17 protein-coding genes are annotated in these 14,191 nt (G+C 41.3%); 6 read left to right on the top strand and 11 right to left on the bottom strand.

The features are described from left to right. Window positions 1-22: 22 nt before the first annotated feature. A complete protein-coding gene (locus tag ASG81_RS07665; RefSeq protein WP_056631399.1) occupies window positions 23-469 on the bottom strand; it encodes a MarR family winged helix-turn-helix transcriptional regulator in 447 nt (148 codons plus the stop codon). 40 nt (window positions 470-509) lie between these two features. After that, window positions 510-1,268, bottom strand: a complete 759-nt coding sequence (locus ASG81_RS07660) for a pirin family protein (RefSeq protein ID WP_056631397.1) — start codon at window positions 1,266-1,268, stop codon at window positions 510-512. A gap of 425 nt (window positions 1,269-1,693) precedes the next feature. Between ASG81_RS07660 and ASG81_RS07655 the strand changes: the two genes are divergently transcribed. Genes ASG81_RS07655 through ASG81_RS07645 form a run of 3 tightly spaced genes read left to right on the top strand, consistent with a single transcriptional unit; the run spans window position 1,694 to window position 4,246 of the window. Beyond that, on the top strand, window positions 1,694-2,755 hold the full coding sequence (locus ASG81_RS07655) for an alkene reductase (protein WP_056631393.1): 1,062 nt from the start codon (window positions 1,694-1,696) through the stop codon (window positions 2,753-2,755). A 27-nt stretch (window positions 2,756-2,782) separates the two neighbouring features. Further along, window positions 2,783-3,265 carry a MarR family winged helix-turn-helix transcriptional regulator gene (locus ASG81_RS07650; protein ID WP_056631390.1) on the top strand — a complete coding sequence of 161 codons (483 nt, stop codon included), beginning with the start codon at window positions 2,783-2,785 and terminating at the stop codon, window positions 3,263-3,265. 42 nt (window positions 3,266-3,307) lie between these two features. After that, window positions 3,308-4,246, top strand: a complete 939-nt coding sequence (locus tag ASG81_RS07645; protein ID WP_056631388.1) for an NADP-dependent oxidoreductase — start codon at window positions 3,308-3,310, stop codon at window positions 4,244-4,246. A gap of 28 nt (window positions 4,247-4,274) precedes the next feature. Here the strand turns inward: ASG81_RS07645 and ASG81_RS07640 are convergent, their stop codons facing one another. After that, window positions 4,275-4,592, bottom strand: coding sequence for a hypothetical protein (locus tag ASG81_RS07640; RefSeq protein ID WP_056631384.1), 318 nt, complete (start codon window positions 4,590-4,592; stop codon window positions 4,275-4,277). 499 nt (window positions 4,593-5,091) lie between these two features. Here ASG81_RS07640 and ASG81_RS07635 point away from each other — a divergent pair, with 499 nt between their 5' ends. Next, the gene (locus tag ASG81_RS07635) at window positions 5,092-5,985 is read left to right on the top strand and encodes an SDR family NAD(P)-dependent oxidoreductase (protein ID WP_056631382.1); all 894 of its coding nucleotides are present in this window, start codon (window positions 5,092-5,094) and stop codon (window positions 5,983-5,985) included. Between the two features lie 625 nt (window positions 5,986-6,610). Here ASG81_RS07635 and ASG81_RS07630 read toward each other — a convergent pair. Continuing rightward, complete coding sequence (locus ASG81_RS07630) at window positions 6,611-7,075, bottom strand: hypothetical protein (RefSeq protein WP_056631380.1); 465 nt, start codon at window positions 7,073-7,075, stop codon at window positions 6,611-6,613. An 11-nt stretch (window positions 7,076-7,086) separates the two neighbouring features. Here ASG81_RS07630 and ASG81_RS07625 point away from each other — a divergent pair, with 11 nt between their 5' ends. Beyond that, window positions 7,087-7,431, top strand: coding sequence for a winged helix-turn-helix transcriptional regulator (locus tag ASG81_RS07625; RefSeq protein ID WP_056631378.1), 345 nt, complete (start codon window positions 7,087-7,089; stop codon window positions 7,429-7,431). A gap of 129 nt (window positions 7,432-7,560) precedes the next feature. On the opposite strand, the gene ASG81_RS07620 is transcribed toward ASG81_RS07625, so the two are convergent. The 7 genes from ASG81_RS07620 to ASG81_RS07590 form a co-directional block, all read right to left on the bottom strand. Beyond that, on the bottom strand, window positions 7,561-7,830 hold the full coding sequence (locus ASG81_RS07620) for a hypothetical protein (RefSeq protein ID WP_056631375.1): 270 nt from the start codon (window positions 7,828-7,830) through the stop codon (window positions 7,561-7,563). Window positions 7,831-8,080: 250 nt separating this feature from the next. Further along, a complete protein-coding gene (locus ASG81_RS32550; RefSeq protein ID WP_056631370.1) occupies window positions 8,081-8,503 on the bottom strand; it encodes a hypothetical protein in 423 nt (140 codons plus the stop codon). 109 nt (window positions 8,504-8,612) lie between these two features. Next, complete coding sequence (locus tag ASG81_RS07610; RefSeq protein WP_056631367.1) at window positions 8,613-9,023, bottom strand: DUF4362 domain-containing protein; 411 nt, start codon at window positions 9,021-9,023, stop codon at window positions 8,613-8,615. Between the two features lie 319 nt (window positions 9,024-9,342). After that, window positions 9,343-10,239 (bottom strand): RCC1 domain-containing protein, encoded by an 897-nt coding sequence (locus ASG81_RS07605; RefSeq protein WP_056631879.1) that lies wholly within the window; start codon window positions 10,237-10,239, stop codon window positions 9,343-9,345. 129 nt (window positions 10,240-10,368) lie between these two features. Then, window positions 10,369-10,959, bottom strand: coding sequence for a YdcF family protein (locus ASG81_RS07600; RefSeq protein WP_056631364.1), 591 nt, complete (start codon window positions 10,957-10,959; stop codon window positions 10,369-10,371). A gap of 207 nt (window positions 10,960-11,166) precedes the next feature. Further along, window positions 11,167-12,228, bottom strand: coding sequence for a DUF2332 domain-containing protein (locus ASG81_RS07595; RefSeq protein WP_056631360.1), 1,062 nt, complete (start codon window positions 12,226-12,228; stop codon window positions 11,167-11,169). Window positions 12,229-12,787: 559 nt separating this feature from the next. After that, window positions 12,788-13,018, bottom strand: coding sequence for a hypothetical protein (locus tag ASG81_RS07590; RefSeq protein WP_056631357.1), 231 nt, complete (start codon window positions 13,016-13,018; stop codon window positions 12,788-12,790). A gap of 245 nt (window positions 13,019-13,263) precedes the next feature. Between ASG81_RS07590 and ASG81_RS07585 the strand changes: the two genes are divergently transcribed. Further along, on the top strand, window positions 13,264-13,455 hold the full coding sequence (locus ASG81_RS07585; protein ID WP_056631354.1) for a hypothetical protein: 192 nt from the start codon (window positions 13,264-13,266) through the stop codon (window positions 13,453-13,455). Window positions 13,456-14,191 lie beyond the last annotated feature (736 nt).

The following is a 14,191-nucleotide window of genomic DNA, read 5'->3' as shown; positions in this document are numbered from 1 at the left end:
CACCTCTCATGTAAAAAATTTATTATAATTGTTTTGCGCCTATCCCAATTTTCTTTAACAACTCAATGAGTTGTTCTTTTTCTTCGTTACTTACAAAAGATAAATTTTTGGATATCGTTTCAATATGTTGCGGGAAAATCTCATCGAACAGTGTATTCCCTTTTTCTGTCAAAACAACATGAGAAGCACGGCGGTCTGTTGGACTTGGTTGCCTTTCAACAAAACCTTTTTTTTCCAATTTATCCACAACGTAAGTGATACTTCCACTCGGAATTGAAAGAGTTTCACTGATTTTTTGTACTGGATGTGGTCCCTTGCTGTATAGAAGTTCAAGAACCATAAAATGCTCAGGATTAATCTCATAACGGTCAATATCCTTACGAACATTATCGAAAAGAACTTTGGAAGCTTTCATCCAAATACGAAATAACCTTAAATCAAGCTGGCTTTGTTTATCTCCTTGATGCATAATATCAACCTCCTTCCAAGGGAAGAATTATCTATGAATGTTATCTTGGCTTTCGATACAGCGGATAATCAACTTGAGTCGGAATCTCTATTAGCAGCATCCGAAGTTCTTCACCTTTAGATTGAATGATAATGGTTTCATCTTTCTCTGATTGAATAATAACAAAATCTTTGTTCTCAAAAGAAATCTCCTGTCCTTCAATCACACCATCACCTCTTATAGCTAAACCGGCGAGTGTCCGATTAGGTGAGAGAAGATACGTATAGGTTGCACCATTTGCAATTTGAACATCATACATTTTGGCATCTGTAACGATATTGATTGGTGAATGTTCGCCAAGTATCGTCTTAACCGTTACACCATTCTCGGAAACGATTGGAAAATCTTCATGCACGTATTTTCTGTAAGTTGGTGGACGCTTTATGGCTTCATTCAGGTACGGCTCGAACCAAATTTGAAAGCCTTCTGATGGCTCAAGAAGAGCTTCGGCATGGGATACACCTGAGCCAGCTTGCATGACTTGAACACCGCCAGCACCAACTACGCTATCTGTACCAAGAGTATCTTGATGACGACCTTTACCCTTAATGTTATAGCTTAATATCTCGAATCCCTGATGAGGGTGAAAGCCAATACCGCCTTCGCCTTTGGATTGTGCCCATGCCCAGTAAAATAAAGGACCGAGACGATTAATGAGGGAACCCTCACCAGAAAACCCAATCGGCTTTTGTTCTGTTATTTTGCCGCCATCAAATTCTCCTTTTGCTTGGTCCTGTGGTTTAATGATTTTAATTTCCATTTGTAGCCCTCCTTTGCTTTTATTAAAGTTTATATATCCTAATCTTATTTATACTAATCTTAGGACATATTTATCCTAACATTAGGATAATGTCCGTGTCAACAGAAATTTTATCGCGATAGCGCCCATGATGGGCGCACATAAAAAACCCACTTCAATGAAGGCATCGCGCCATTCGATTTTTGTCCTAGGTGTGATTAATACTGTTTTCTCTCACTTTATTATGCGGGTGTTACTGCCGTGCTATTATGGGGTTAATTATTCACCGGCCCTTGCTGTGTATAGGAATATAGTGCAAGCATAACAAATGCTAAATATATATTTTTCATTGCAGAAAAAAATGTTGCCAACCACATATATTTCTGATATCTTTAATTTATCGGTCGTATGTTGTCGACCACATATAATTGAGGAGAGTGAATAATATGACACAGTTATGGAGTCCAGTAAATGTAGGTCGCTTAAAACTATCGCATCGATTGGCAATGGCCCCAATGACACGAAGCCGTGCGAAACAGGATGGAACACCTGGCGATCTAAGCCCATTATATTATGCGCAACGTGCATCGCTTGGCTTGTTAATCAGCGAAGGTGCGCAGCCATCCGACGACGGACAAGGATATTTGAATACACCCGGGATTTACACGGACTCACACATTTCTGGGTGGAGAAAAGTGGCTGACCAGGTTCATGCCTCTGGTGGATACTTGTTCATTCAGTTGATGCATGTAGGGCGGATGTCACACCCGGACAATACCCCCCACCACCGCCAGCCGGTAGGGCCATCTGCAATCGCTCCTGGTGTTCCGATGTTCACTGTTAATGGGATGCTGGATATTCCGGTTCCTCGTGAGCTCAACGCGGAAGAAATTAAAACGACCGTCCAGGATTTTCGGAAAGCGGCCGCTGCGGCGATCCAAGCGGGCGCCGATGGAGTTGAGATTCATGGAGCGAACGGATACCTCATTCAGCAATTCATCGCCGAAAACTCGAATAAGCGTTCGGATGAATACGGTGGTTCTATCGAGAACCGTGCCCGTTTCGCAATTGAGGTTGCAGAGGCAGTCGTAAAGGAGATTGGCCCGGAGCGAACGGGTTTTCGCATCTCACCCGGCGTACCGATAGGTGGCCTGGATGAAGGTGTGAGTGGCCCAGATGTATATAAATACCTCATCCCTAAACTGGCAAAGCTAAACTTGGCCTATCTACACCTCTTGCATGGCGGGAACGAGGAGTTGTTACGTAACATTCGATCACTCTGGCCTACGGCATTACTGGTAAACCGTGCAGGAAGACCGCTAGAGAGCCTCTCTGTTGACATCGATGCAGGACTTGCAGACGTAGCTCCGGTTGGCGCATGGGCATTGGCAAATCCTGATCTGGTTGAGCGCATAAAATCCGGTACTCCATTGAATGAAGCAGACCGATCAACCTACTATGGTGGAGACAGCCAAGGTTACACCGATTATCCAACGATATTGAAATAAAAACATACAGAAAAGTTGAGGACAGCCATGGTACAACAAAAAGATGATGATAATAAGAAAACCGTTGAGGAAGAGTTTATTACAGTTACCGACTTTCCAGTGAGTTTCGCGATTTTCGGTCTTGCACGATCACACCGAGCACTTGCAGCCCAGCTGCTTAGGGAGGCTGGATTGTTCCCAGGGCAAGAAATCTTGCTTATGCAATTGTGGCACCAAGACCACCAATCACAGAACAGTCTGTGCCGAACCTTGCGTCTAGACCACTCAACTGTCGCTAAATCTGTTCGTCGCTTGGTTGACTCCGGCTTGGTTACTTGCAGTCGCTCGCAAGAAGATAAGCGTGTAACCATTGTATCGCTCACCCAAGCAGGGCGAGATTTTGAACCTAAAGTTACAGAAGCTTGGAGTAAGCTTGAGAACCTAACAACAGAAGCTCTCAACGAACAAGAAAAAAAGTTATTAGTCGCTTTATCACGAAAAATAGCTGCTGTATTAGATCCATTCATATAAAAGACAAGAAGTAAATTTGAGTCGATAAGGGAGAGGATTTACATGTCTAATTCGAAGATGAAAGCCATTCTTGTACGTGAATACGGCGGTCCAGATGTCTTACAAGTAGCAGAGGTAGAACGTCCGCAGCCGCAAGAGGGAGAAGTTCTTGTCCGCATCGTTTACGCTGCAGCAATTCCCCTTGACTATAAAATTCGTAACGGATGGCTTCAGGCTGTCTTCCCTAAAACGTTCCCTTACATTCCAGGAACTGCAATTTCCGGGTTCGTCGAATCCGTAGGTGCAGGCGTGACCCAATTCCAACCAGGTGATCGCGTGTTTGGCAGCGTCAATGGAGCCTATGCGGAATATGGAATTGCAGCAGCGAATGAATTGGTGAGGATGCCGGGTGATTTAACTTTTGAAGATGCCGCATCAATTAAGGCAGGAGCTGAATCGGCCTGGAAAGCTTTGTTCACCGAGGGGGAATTACAAACCGGCCAAACCGTTCTTATTCATGCAGCAGCAGGCGGGGTTGGACAATTTGCCGTTCAGCTGGCGAAGTGGAAGGGTGCAAAAGTAATCGGCACCGCTTCAAGTGCGAATCTTGATTTTGTAACATCGTTAGGCGCGGATCAAGTGATCGATTATAACACGACCCGATTTGAAGATGTCGCTGAGAACGTTGACCTAGTTGTTGATTTAGTCGGCGGGGATACAGAGAATCGTTCATGGTCCGTATTGAAGCGAGGTGGAATGCTCGTCTCATTGACACAGCCTCCTTCTCAGGAAAAAGCGCAGGAGCATGGCGTTACAGCTAAATTCAACTCTAAGTTTCCAACCTACGAGGATTCGGAGACGATAGCTCAATTAATTGCCGATGGTACAGTAAAAGCAGCGATTGATGCCGTTTATCCTTTAAGCAATACGAAGGAAGCCCTTGAAAAAAGTGAAACCAGACACGGGCGTGGAAGAATTCTTTTGAGCGTAAGTTCGAGTTAACATTCTTTGATCAGAGAACAACTTTGCATCACATCCGAAAGTCGTTTGTACAACGGTACAAGACTTTCGGTTGTGATTTTACCTGGTTTATGGGAGCCACTACTAGAATACCTTCTTGCGTGTGAAGTTGCTCGTTGATAGCTTGCCCCTCAGGGAGAATAGCTTTACCGACTTGGTAACTCAATCTCCCCACCTCCTTCACTTCACTGAAAAAAGAGTCCTCGACAGACAGATCGGCTGGCATCACGATGATCGTTTCTCCAGGATCTGCCACTACCGAAGAGGGCAGATAGGCAGCGGCCACTACGGTCGCAGGATAAGTCCCCTTCCCTACCGGATCGTACAATAATGGAATATTTGCTCCTAATTGTTCAATAACGTTATTGATTGATTGATTGATTACTAACTTGTATCCAAACTACACCAACATGTTAGTGATTAGTCAATAACTGAAATACTAGCAAACTTAGCCCAGCGTACACTGAAGAAGAAAAAAGCGGAACTAGAACTAGCTTTGCGCGGCTATGTGAACCCTCCAATGATATTGAAGGAATGTTAAGTAGTCATCGAGGAGTTGCTCTTCGCTCTTCAGAGGAGTTGAGACTCCTCTGAATTAGGGCAATGGTGGTTTGAATCTCATCAATAGTTAATTTGTGTGGAACGGGGACATCCTGCTTGCCAGTTGGTGTGTACATTCCAACTCCTGGTGCAATCGCAGAAGGAGCAACCCCTAGGCGATGGTGCGGAGTATTATCATCAATTACCAGTTCGTTGTATCCATCAATTTTAATTCCAATATTTTCTAATTCTACTTAATTAATAAGACACGAAGAAGGGTGTGCAATATGAAACGAAATAAAAACATTACATGGAATGCAATTGCTGCAAATAAACTTGACCTAAAAGGGAAAAACGTTACAGTAGTTGGTGGAACTGGCGGCTTAGGTCGAGCCTTCAGTCGCCTGATGGCTTTACGAGGTGCGAATGTTACTGTAGTAGGACAAACATTCAGAGATAAAGATATAAAAGGCATTTCGTTCATCAAGGCCGACCTGAGTCTACTTTCAGAAGCGGAACGCGTCAGCAATCTGTTACCTGCGGAAACTCTCGACCTACTTGTCCTGACTACAGGAATCATGGCCGCCCCGAAACGCCAAGAAACAAGTGAGGGTCTCGAACGAGATATGGCTGTAAGCTTTTTAAACAGGCTAGTATTGCTTCGGGAAATTGCCCCACGGCTTGGCAATGATCGATTAAACGCTAAAAGTAAACCCCGTGTCTTTATTATGGGTTTTCCAGGTTCAAACCAATCCGCGAGCATAGATGATCTAAATTCCGAACGCACTTACAAAACCATGGTTGCACATATGAATACTGTAATTGGTAACGAAGCACTCGTTCTTGATTCCGCGAAACGTTACCCGCACATTAACTTTTATGGTCTAAATCCTGGACTAATTAAAACAAATATTCGCAGCAATACGCTTGGTAAAAACAGCATAAAACTTCGAATTATTGAGTCTCTAGTTGGTCTTTTGTCGCAAAGTCCAGAGACATATGCTGAGCGTGTCGTACCACTACTTTTCACTCCTGAGATTGAAGGCCACAACGGTGCGATGTTTAACCGAAAGGCTCTTGCAATTCATCCATCAACTACGATGACTAATGATTACGTTGGTGCTTTTATAAAAGCTTCCGAAGAACTTGTTAATCGTGTTAAAACTAATCGACTAAAGTAACAATCTTGCTTGGCCTAATAGCGAATAAACTTCTCAATCAAAACAAGACCCTATTCGAGGGTCTTGTTTATTTCCTGGTAAAGTCAGGAACGATGTGAACCGTTTGATATTACACTATCCTGCCCTTTACGTCAGATCGCTGCGGCAGTCTGCTCATCCGTTAGCGTAATACTTCCAGCCTTTTTGCTCGCTCAAACGCTTTATGTAAAAACTCTTTAGCCGATAAATCGTCAGGAAAATGGGCTTATCGTTGTAAATCCGCATTTTCCTGACGGTACCCCATCTAGATCTTCGATGGCTTTTTCACGGGTTGTGTAAACAGCTATTGGATAGAAATTGGGAAAGCGCCCCATTTCCTCTGCGACAAAGATTCCCCACACTGTGCTCAAGTTGTCCAGGCTCAAATCCCCCTCTAGGTTAAGTTATCCTGCCATTTGTTGAACAAGGCCGCCAAACCACCAGTAGCCTTCCCCATTGAACTATCGTACCCGTTAGCGTAACGAAGGCCGCCATTACGGGCTTTGTATGCTGAAGATTCCGTTAGTTAAATAATAGGATCCAATAGTGAGTCCTAAGCTCTTTCGTTTAAGAACTATGGTTCTCTAATAACGTGGTAAGGGAATGGCTACGGGTTCTCTTTCAGAACCCACGGAACATTACCCTGTACTTCTAATTGAACTGCAGGTCTAGGAAAATCATCTGGCAATAAACTTACACCGTATGTGAATCCAAATGTAAATCCGCTAATTTCCAACATGTTACCCGTTAAATGACTGATCTCTTCATCAGTTTTTGTCCAACAGTCTGGTCCACTAATTAACCGTCCCACTATATGATAGAAACAGCCGTATAAATGAGTACCATCAGCATTTTCACAGTATTCCGAAACTTCACCTTCTTTGGTTGGGTCAATTCCTAAACTATGAAAAAATTCTATGACCTCATGGGGTAATTGTTCAGCTGCAGCCACAAAGTTTTTGCAGAAGAGGCAATCACAACCTTGGGTAATCTGATGATATACTTCATAAAAATCTCTTGTTCGTTCAACATCAACCTCTAGGATCCAATTCATGATCTTTATTTGTTTCATGGTTCACCTGTATGAATAAAACGACTAATGAAACTGACTGCATCACGGCTATTGACGACGTGTTGCAAATTTTCGGTGGAAAGTGGTCCTTCTTAGTTGTGCAGCATCTATTTAAAGGTTCCCAGCGATTCAATCAATTACAAAAGAATTTAGGCACCATAAGTACCAAATCATTAGCGGACATATTGCGACATTTGGAAAAAAAGGAAGTAATTCTCCGAGTAGTTTATCCAACTAATCCAGTATCGGTAGAATATTCACTAACAGATAAAGGTAAGGATTTTCAAACCATTTTAGTTGAAATGGGAAATTGGCGAAAAAGATGGGGCCCTTCGAAGTCGAATCACACCGTCTAAAGTCTGTTCGCGTCAAATTTCTCGCGGGTGTTACAGTGTACCGGTATTATGCTATCCTGCCCGTTAACGTAATGAAACTGCCGATCATATGCCGGCAACCTCGTCATAACTATTAAGCTATCGTACCCGTTACTTCAATAAGATAGTTCCAAGTAATAGAAGAAGCCCAATAGAAAAATTTAAAATATATTTAAATGCAGCATCTTTCATGAAAAATTCTTCAATACTTCTTATAATGAAACTAGCGGACACTAGATATAAAATAAGAAAATTTAGTGGATTGATTAAAAGCAATACAAGTGCACCAACTAGAAGCAATAAATCTAAAATAAATATAGGTTTAGACCTTCTTCGCCATTCTTTTTGCCAACTCTTTTTTGCTGTTTCAAATAACTTCATTTTTACCGCCTCCAAAAACAATCATAACAAATAACTCCTNTAGGTTTAGACCTTCTTCGCCATTCTTTTTGCCAACTCTTTTTTGCTGTTTCAAATAACTTCATTTTTACCGCCTCCAAAAACAATCATAACAAATAATTCTTTTTATTTATTTATGAAAAATGCACCAATCCTTCTTTCGCTAATCTGCCCGTTCAATGAAAAAAAGCAGACTGCCGCTGCAATCTGCTTCAATCCACTATCGTACCCGTTAGTTTAACAAGCCTTTGACTATGTTACTTTTCCCTTCTATTAACCGTAGGAGTTGGTTAATAAAATCATCAAGTTGGTTCAATTCAGTAATTACGTACGAATGTGACCGCATTTTATCAGGTGGGCTTAATTTATTATCAAGAATAATTTCAACCCCGACATGTCCTCGTTTATTGTGTAAAGACCATCTCGTATAAACATAATGGATTGTATTTTCTATATCATCACCAGATATCCAAATATACTCATTTTCTGACAATGATGAAATTGATAATAACCCTTTTCTTAATTCATCTAGTTCTGTATTGCTTGTGTAAAATTTTATTTCTGAAGTACAAAAACTTGAACGAACTTCAAAATTCACTTCAAAAAAGAGCTCGTCTTCCCAAATCTTTATTATAGTGATACCTGTATTTTGCACCGAAAATCATCCCTCCTTTGTATCAAAAGTATCATCTTTTTGGAGATTACTGCCCGAAGGAGTTTAATAAAGAAAGGGAGCAGCAGCCGTAGCTGAACTGTAGGTTATTTTATTTCGGAACAACAAGTAGTTCACTCGACCTCGAAGGACTACAATCCATAATGAGATAATGAACTTCATTTGCTTGCTCTATTTTAGTGATACTCTTACAAAGATAGTTCCTTTTTTCTTTATCACCATTCTTATCTTTTGAGGGATCTTCTTCTATTTTTATTTTATTCTGAGTATAACTCAGTCGAATGATTACTGGATCTCCCTCTTTAGTGAAACGTGTAATCTTTRTACTGGAGTCTTTTTTGTTTGATACTTCTGAAATAAAATGGTCTAGTTTATCWATATTCCCTACAAYACCTAAGTCGGACACTACGTCACCATTTTTCACAGCTCTTTCGGGTGTCGCGGAACATCCCATTAATAACATAAAAAGTGTGGCAAGAATAAAGAGATTTTGATATTTCATAATTGTCTCCTTCAATTAATGTTTTTGGCTGCGCCTAGTTGGTGCTTTTATAAAACCACTGAACCCTGTATCCGTCCTTAGTGCAACCTGAAAATATATAACGCCAAAACAATCAACATATGAGTGAAAAATGGAGCATCTGCACCGCGGCAGCATGCTCCACTATCGTACCCGTTAGTTTAACGGAAAATGATACTATTCCCAATGGTGTCGCTTAAACGGTATGCTATCATATTTCTTCAAATAACCATTTTAATTCTGTGTCCCCGACGCATCGGCGCATGGCTTTCATTATTATATGTATTATTAATATTGAAAACTAATTGCCGGGTAGTTGGATGCCGCGCCAGCCGCTTACATCGCATTGGCCATATTCATTATCACCCACAGCAACCACCGTGCCGTCCGATTTAAGACCGACGGTATGGGCACAACCCGCCGCAATCGCCACAATATCGCGCCAATCACTTACATTACATTGGCCATACTCATTCCAACCCACAGCCGCCACAGTACCGTCCGATTTAAGGCCGATGGTATGATTACTACCCACCGCTATCGCCACAATACCGCGCCAGCCGCTTACATCACATTGGTTATGTTTATTCAAACCCACAGCCGTCACCGTACCGTCAGATTTAAGACCGATTGTATGAAGATAACCCGCCGCGACCGCCACAATATCGCACCAGCCGCTTACATTGCATTGGCGATACCGATTATTACCCACAGCCGTCACCGTGCCGTCCAATTTAAGACCGATAGTATGCCAGTCACCCGCCGCGACCGCCACAATATCATGCCAGCCGCTTACATTGCATTCACCTTCATTATTTCGGCCCACTGCTACCACCGTGCCATCCGATTTAAGCCCAATGGTACGACGCCAACCCACCGCAACCGCTACAATATCGCGCCAGTCGTTTACATCGCATTGGTCATGCTTATTCCAACCCACAGCCGCCACAGTACTGTCAGATTTAAGACCGATTGTATGAGCATTACCCGTGTTCGTCGCCATATGAACATTACCAGCCGCGACCGCCACAATATCGCGCCAGCCGCTTACATCACATTGGCCATATTTATTATCACCCACAGCAACCACCGTGCCGTCCGATTTAAGCCCAACGGTATGACGACGACCCGCCGCTATGGTATCTTTAGGCCATCGTTTCACCTTTAACGCTGCCTGTCCGAGCCAATCACCTTCAATGTTCACTTGTTTATCACCTTCTATTTTTGATTACATATTCCACTAATCTGCCAGTTAGCACAACGAAGCGATGGATCGGCTCCATCGCTTTTTTCTGCACTATCGTACCCGTTTAGCTTAATAGCTTCATTATTTAAAGAGATATTTATAATATGCTGGGAATTCTCGTATTATTGAGTAAATATCTCTAAACTCAAAGATTTTGGCATGAGCAGAATACACTTCTTTAATCTCCATTTTTCTAAACGCTAATTTTATCCTAGATACATGAAAATATTGAGTAATAACCATAACGGAGTCTGATTCTAATTTATCCATAATCTTGCTGGTATTTTGGGCGGTCATATATGAGTTGTACCCATTATTATCCTTTTTAATTTTTTCTTTTGGTATCCCTTTATCTATTAAGTAAGATTTCATAACCTTTGCCTCATCGAAACCTTCCTTACCAATACCACCACTTACAATGATAAAAGGAAAATAGCCCCCATCATAAAGTTCTACGGACTTATCTAATCTTGCTTTTAACCGCTCAGAAGGCTGTCCATTAACTTCTACTTTATTTCCTAATACCACAGCTACGTCAACAGGTTTCAATTCATCATTCAACCCATCTATTATCACGAAAGTAGTGTGAATGATAAACCAGATGAAAAGACTTGCTACTAATATTAAAAATCGTTTAATGAAGACAAAGTTCAATCTCTCACCTTCTCTCATTTTTTATCCATAATCCTTCCTTAATATTTTCACTTGGGCGCATGAAACATTCCACGCAGACGTCCCTAAACCCCTTCAATTTTAGAACGCCTTCAATCGGCGCTTAGTTGCAATTACTGGCCGTTAGTTGAAAAAACGTCAGCCGATCATGGCCGGCTGACGTAAATTTTTTATTTAACAATCGTTTCCCGTTAGTTGAATGACGAATCATAATTTCCACTTAAACCAACGGCCGTGTCCGTCTGTTTCTGCCAGCGTTTCACTATATTCCTTCCCATTAACGTAGTAATCAAGATGAAGGTCTAGGTCCCACATATTGTTATAGAGATGAAACACTTCCCGTTCTTTACCCAAGAATTGAATTTGCTCACTCAATTTCTTCTTCGCATCGGCCGGTATCTGGTTGGCTACATGGGTATGAAAAATACATATTGTTGAATCGTGAGAAACGGTTGGGACTATTTCCGGGAGAATGGACACTCCATCTCCCTCAATTAGCTCTATAGGCTGGCTTTTAAGGCAATAAGCAGCTATTTCAAAATACGAATTACGCTCCTTATGTTCAGGCCAAATCAATGCTTTTAGCCAAAGATAATCTTCAGGATCATTTAGGTTATTAACGTGTAAATCCAAACCGATTCTGCGTATGACAGGTGGACTATGCTCAAACAATAATGGGAATCTATCTCCTTTAACTTCTGAACTTATTTCTAAAGTCGATTGTTTAGATCCGTACTTTTGGTTGGATTTGTAGGAGTAGCTGTATTTGTCCCACAAGAGTTGGAGGCCTGCGCTTGTTCCTATTTCTATAAGGGTTAACGGCTTCTTTGTTATTTTATAAATATGACAAAAGCTGGGGTACAAATATGCACATCGTCTGACTTCGTTTGTTTGGACAAGTTTGTTTTCTAAAAGCTGAATGATCTCATATTCGTTCTGCATACAAAAATCCTTGAAACAATTTATAGCTCCTGAAGATTCCTTTGGTTCGTCTACAATGCTGGAATAATACTCGGTCAACTCATGTTCTCTCCCACTTAAAAGCAAATAATGAACCGCCCCAAGTAAGAGGTTAGGTACAGGTTGTCCTGGTTTGGAATGTGCAGCCAGTTTAAGCAAGTCCAGGTCATTTGCAATGTTCCCTGTAAGATGTTCATAAAGACTGCTCGAGTTTTTACATTCCCTTTCTGCAAAAATCCTAAATCGTTCCGATAGCACAGCGATATCCAACACATTCACCACCTTTTCCAGATAGTGGTATAGTACCATGATTCATCGATAAACAATGCTTCGAATTTTCTATCTCATCGATAGCGTTCCTTTATCACAGAACTACATTAAAATGATGGTTATCATTGGGGAAACGGCAGCCGATCGGATGGCCGGCTGCCGCAGTGTTTTTTATTGAGCTATCGTACCCGTTAGCGTAATGAACCAGTTATCTTACGAATAGATGAATCTGGTGAGAAAATTCAATCAAATCAAGGGAGCTTAGGGTGCAGTACCACGAGAAGTTACATACCAACCTAAAAAGTTCTTTTTAACATATATGCTCGACAATTCAATTTGAGGCACATTATATAAATCTCCGTACTTCGGGTCATTTTTAATTTTTCCCTCTATTACCTCCCCTGTTAATGCAATAAAGGGTGACGTGATTAGCATATCTCGTCTTACTGATAATTCGGGAGTAGGCAACGGAAAAAAAAGAATATATATTAACAAAACTGAGACTGTGACAAGTACCGTTCGTTTAGTTATTCGGCTCATGATAACCGCCTTTCCGTTTCAGTGAGTTGAGCAGCGCGGTGATATCTTTAGTCAAATATTAACGAATAAAACTAATTAAGACTGCTGCAGCACCCATTAACATTAAAATTGAAAAGAGAAAGTAGCCGAAGACCTTTAGAGGACGCGGCATTGTATTTAAATCTATTTTTTTCAATGGTCCTCCACCCTCAATATTTTGAATAGAGCGAAGGTTCTCATCGACATAATTATCGTTATTGTATAAATGTTCCTTTTCGGGTTGGGTTTCGTGGATGTTGTTTGCGCTCATTCCAAATCCCCTCTCAATTCGTTCTATGTGGAATATTTTACCACATTAGAGGTTCTCATGAAACCCATCAATCACCACGCTAACCTGCCCGTTAGCAYAACGAAGCGATGGATCGCTCTATCGTTTTTTTCTGCACTATCGGTCCATCTGGACGGGGGACTTTGCTTCCTTGAATTCCTGAATAAAAAGCAAATATAAGGTGAATAATTGCCTAGTAAAGAAATCCACTCTTAAGGAGGCTTGCAATGACTGAAAACAACCAGCWTGATGAAGTCGAAGACTTCGTGAGCTTTAAAGCTATGTCGGCTATGACTGCTGCTGAGATGCCAGATAAAAGYGAAAACCCTGATGATCATGATCCGAAGAAAGATAATCAATTYGATAATCAATTCTTATATCCGCCGATTAATCCGCATCCCCGAAATGACTTAGAATAGTGTCATCTGTCAATGTACCCCGACAAATAAGTATCCGATGAAGTTTGGTTCTCGTCAAAGGGAACGATAGCTCGATTGAGGCTGCCGACACAGTGATATGCTCCCCAAATAGTAGACAGGTGAAATAATAAAAACCTGCTGCTATGAGGGGAGCATTTTCATGTCTAGAGTTCAATATCATGCGAAGGAGAAACTCGCCATTATTGAAGAGATCGAGAGTGGCGAACTTGGCCWTATGACTGCTTCGTATAAATATGGGGTTTCGAAAACAAGCTGGGTAAARTGGAGACGCCGTGATTCTTCCATGGGAGCTTGTACAAGAGACTTTAAATCCTTTACAACCATTTCAACTCGTTCATCTTTAGGGGTATGGGAACCTTCGTAGTTATAAAAAATCAAGACATTCGCGACCTGGTATCTTAATAAAAAGTCGATCATTTATTTCTGAGATAAGAAAAGACAGATATCCAAAAGATGCATCCGAGCAAAATTTGAATTCCACTTTCTTCAATATGTCTCCCAGTCCCACTTAGCAATAACCCTGAAAAAAAGCCTAGCACAATGCAAATTAATACTTCAAGTAACTTGATTTTCATAAATGTTCACCTTACTACCTTTTATCTTTTATTTGTTTTAATTCTAATTTATCATGTAAATCCCTGGTACCAATATAGGTAATTTTMTCCAGTATACTGCCAGTTAATTTAATAACTCGAAGAGGCCATTCAGAAGCTGG

Source organism: Paenibacillus sp. Soil522, assembly GCF_001428245.1.
Taxonomy (GTDB): domain Bacteria; phylum Bacillota; class Bacilli; order Paenibacillales; family Paenibacillaceae; genus Pristimantibacillus.
The sequence above is the reverse complement of the archived record's forward strand: the minus strand, read 5'-3'. Positions and strand labels throughout refer to the sequence as shown.

Coding starts and splice junctions, on each gene's coding strand:
- ASG81_RS07620 (WP_056631375.1), bottom strand. CDS start 7,830: ATGAAGTTATTTGAAACAGCAAAAAAGAGTTGGCAAAAAGAATGGCGA.
- ASG81_RS07630 (WP_056631380.1), bottom strand. CDS start 7,075: ATGAAACAAATAAAGATCATGAATTGGATCCTAGAGGTTGATGTTGAA.
- ASG81_RS07600 (WP_056631364.1), bottom strand. CDS start 10,959: ATGAGAGAAGGTGAGAGATTGAACTTTGTCTTCATTAAACGATTTTTA.
- ASG81_RS07650 (WP_056631390.1), top strand. CDS start 2,783: ATGGTACAACAAAAAGATGATGATAATAAGAAAACCGTTGAGGAAGAG.
- ASG81_RS07590 (WP_056631357.1), bottom strand. CDS start 13,018: ATGAGCGCAAACAACATCCACGAAACCCAACCCGAAAAGGAACATTTA.
- ASG81_RS07645 (WP_056631388.1), top strand. CDS start 3,308: ATGTCTAATTCGAAGATGAAAGCCATTCTTGTACGTGAATACGGCGGT.
- ASG81_RS07625 (WP_056631378.1), top strand. CDS start 7,087: ATGAATAAAACGACTAATGAAACTGACTGCATCACGGCTATTGACGAC.
- ASG81_RS07635 (WP_056631382.1), top strand. CDS start 5,092: ATGAAACGAAATAAAAACATTACATGGAATGCAATTGCTGCAAATAAA.
- ASG81_RS07595 (WP_056631360.1), bottom strand. CDS start 12,228: ATGGTACTATACCACTATCTGGAAAAGGTGGTGAATGTGTTGGATATC.
- ASG81_RS07655 (WP_056631393.1), top strand. CDS start 1,694: ATGACACAGTTATGGAGTCCAGTAAATGTAGGTCGCTTAAAACTATCG.
- ASG81_RS07660 (WP_056631397.1), bottom strand. CDS start 1,268: ATGGAAATTAAAATCATTAAACCACAGGACCAAGCAAAAGGAGAATTT.
- ASG81_RS07665 (WP_056631399.1), bottom strand. CDS start 469: ATGCATCAAGGAGATAAACAAAGCCAGCTTGATTTAAGGTTATTTCGT.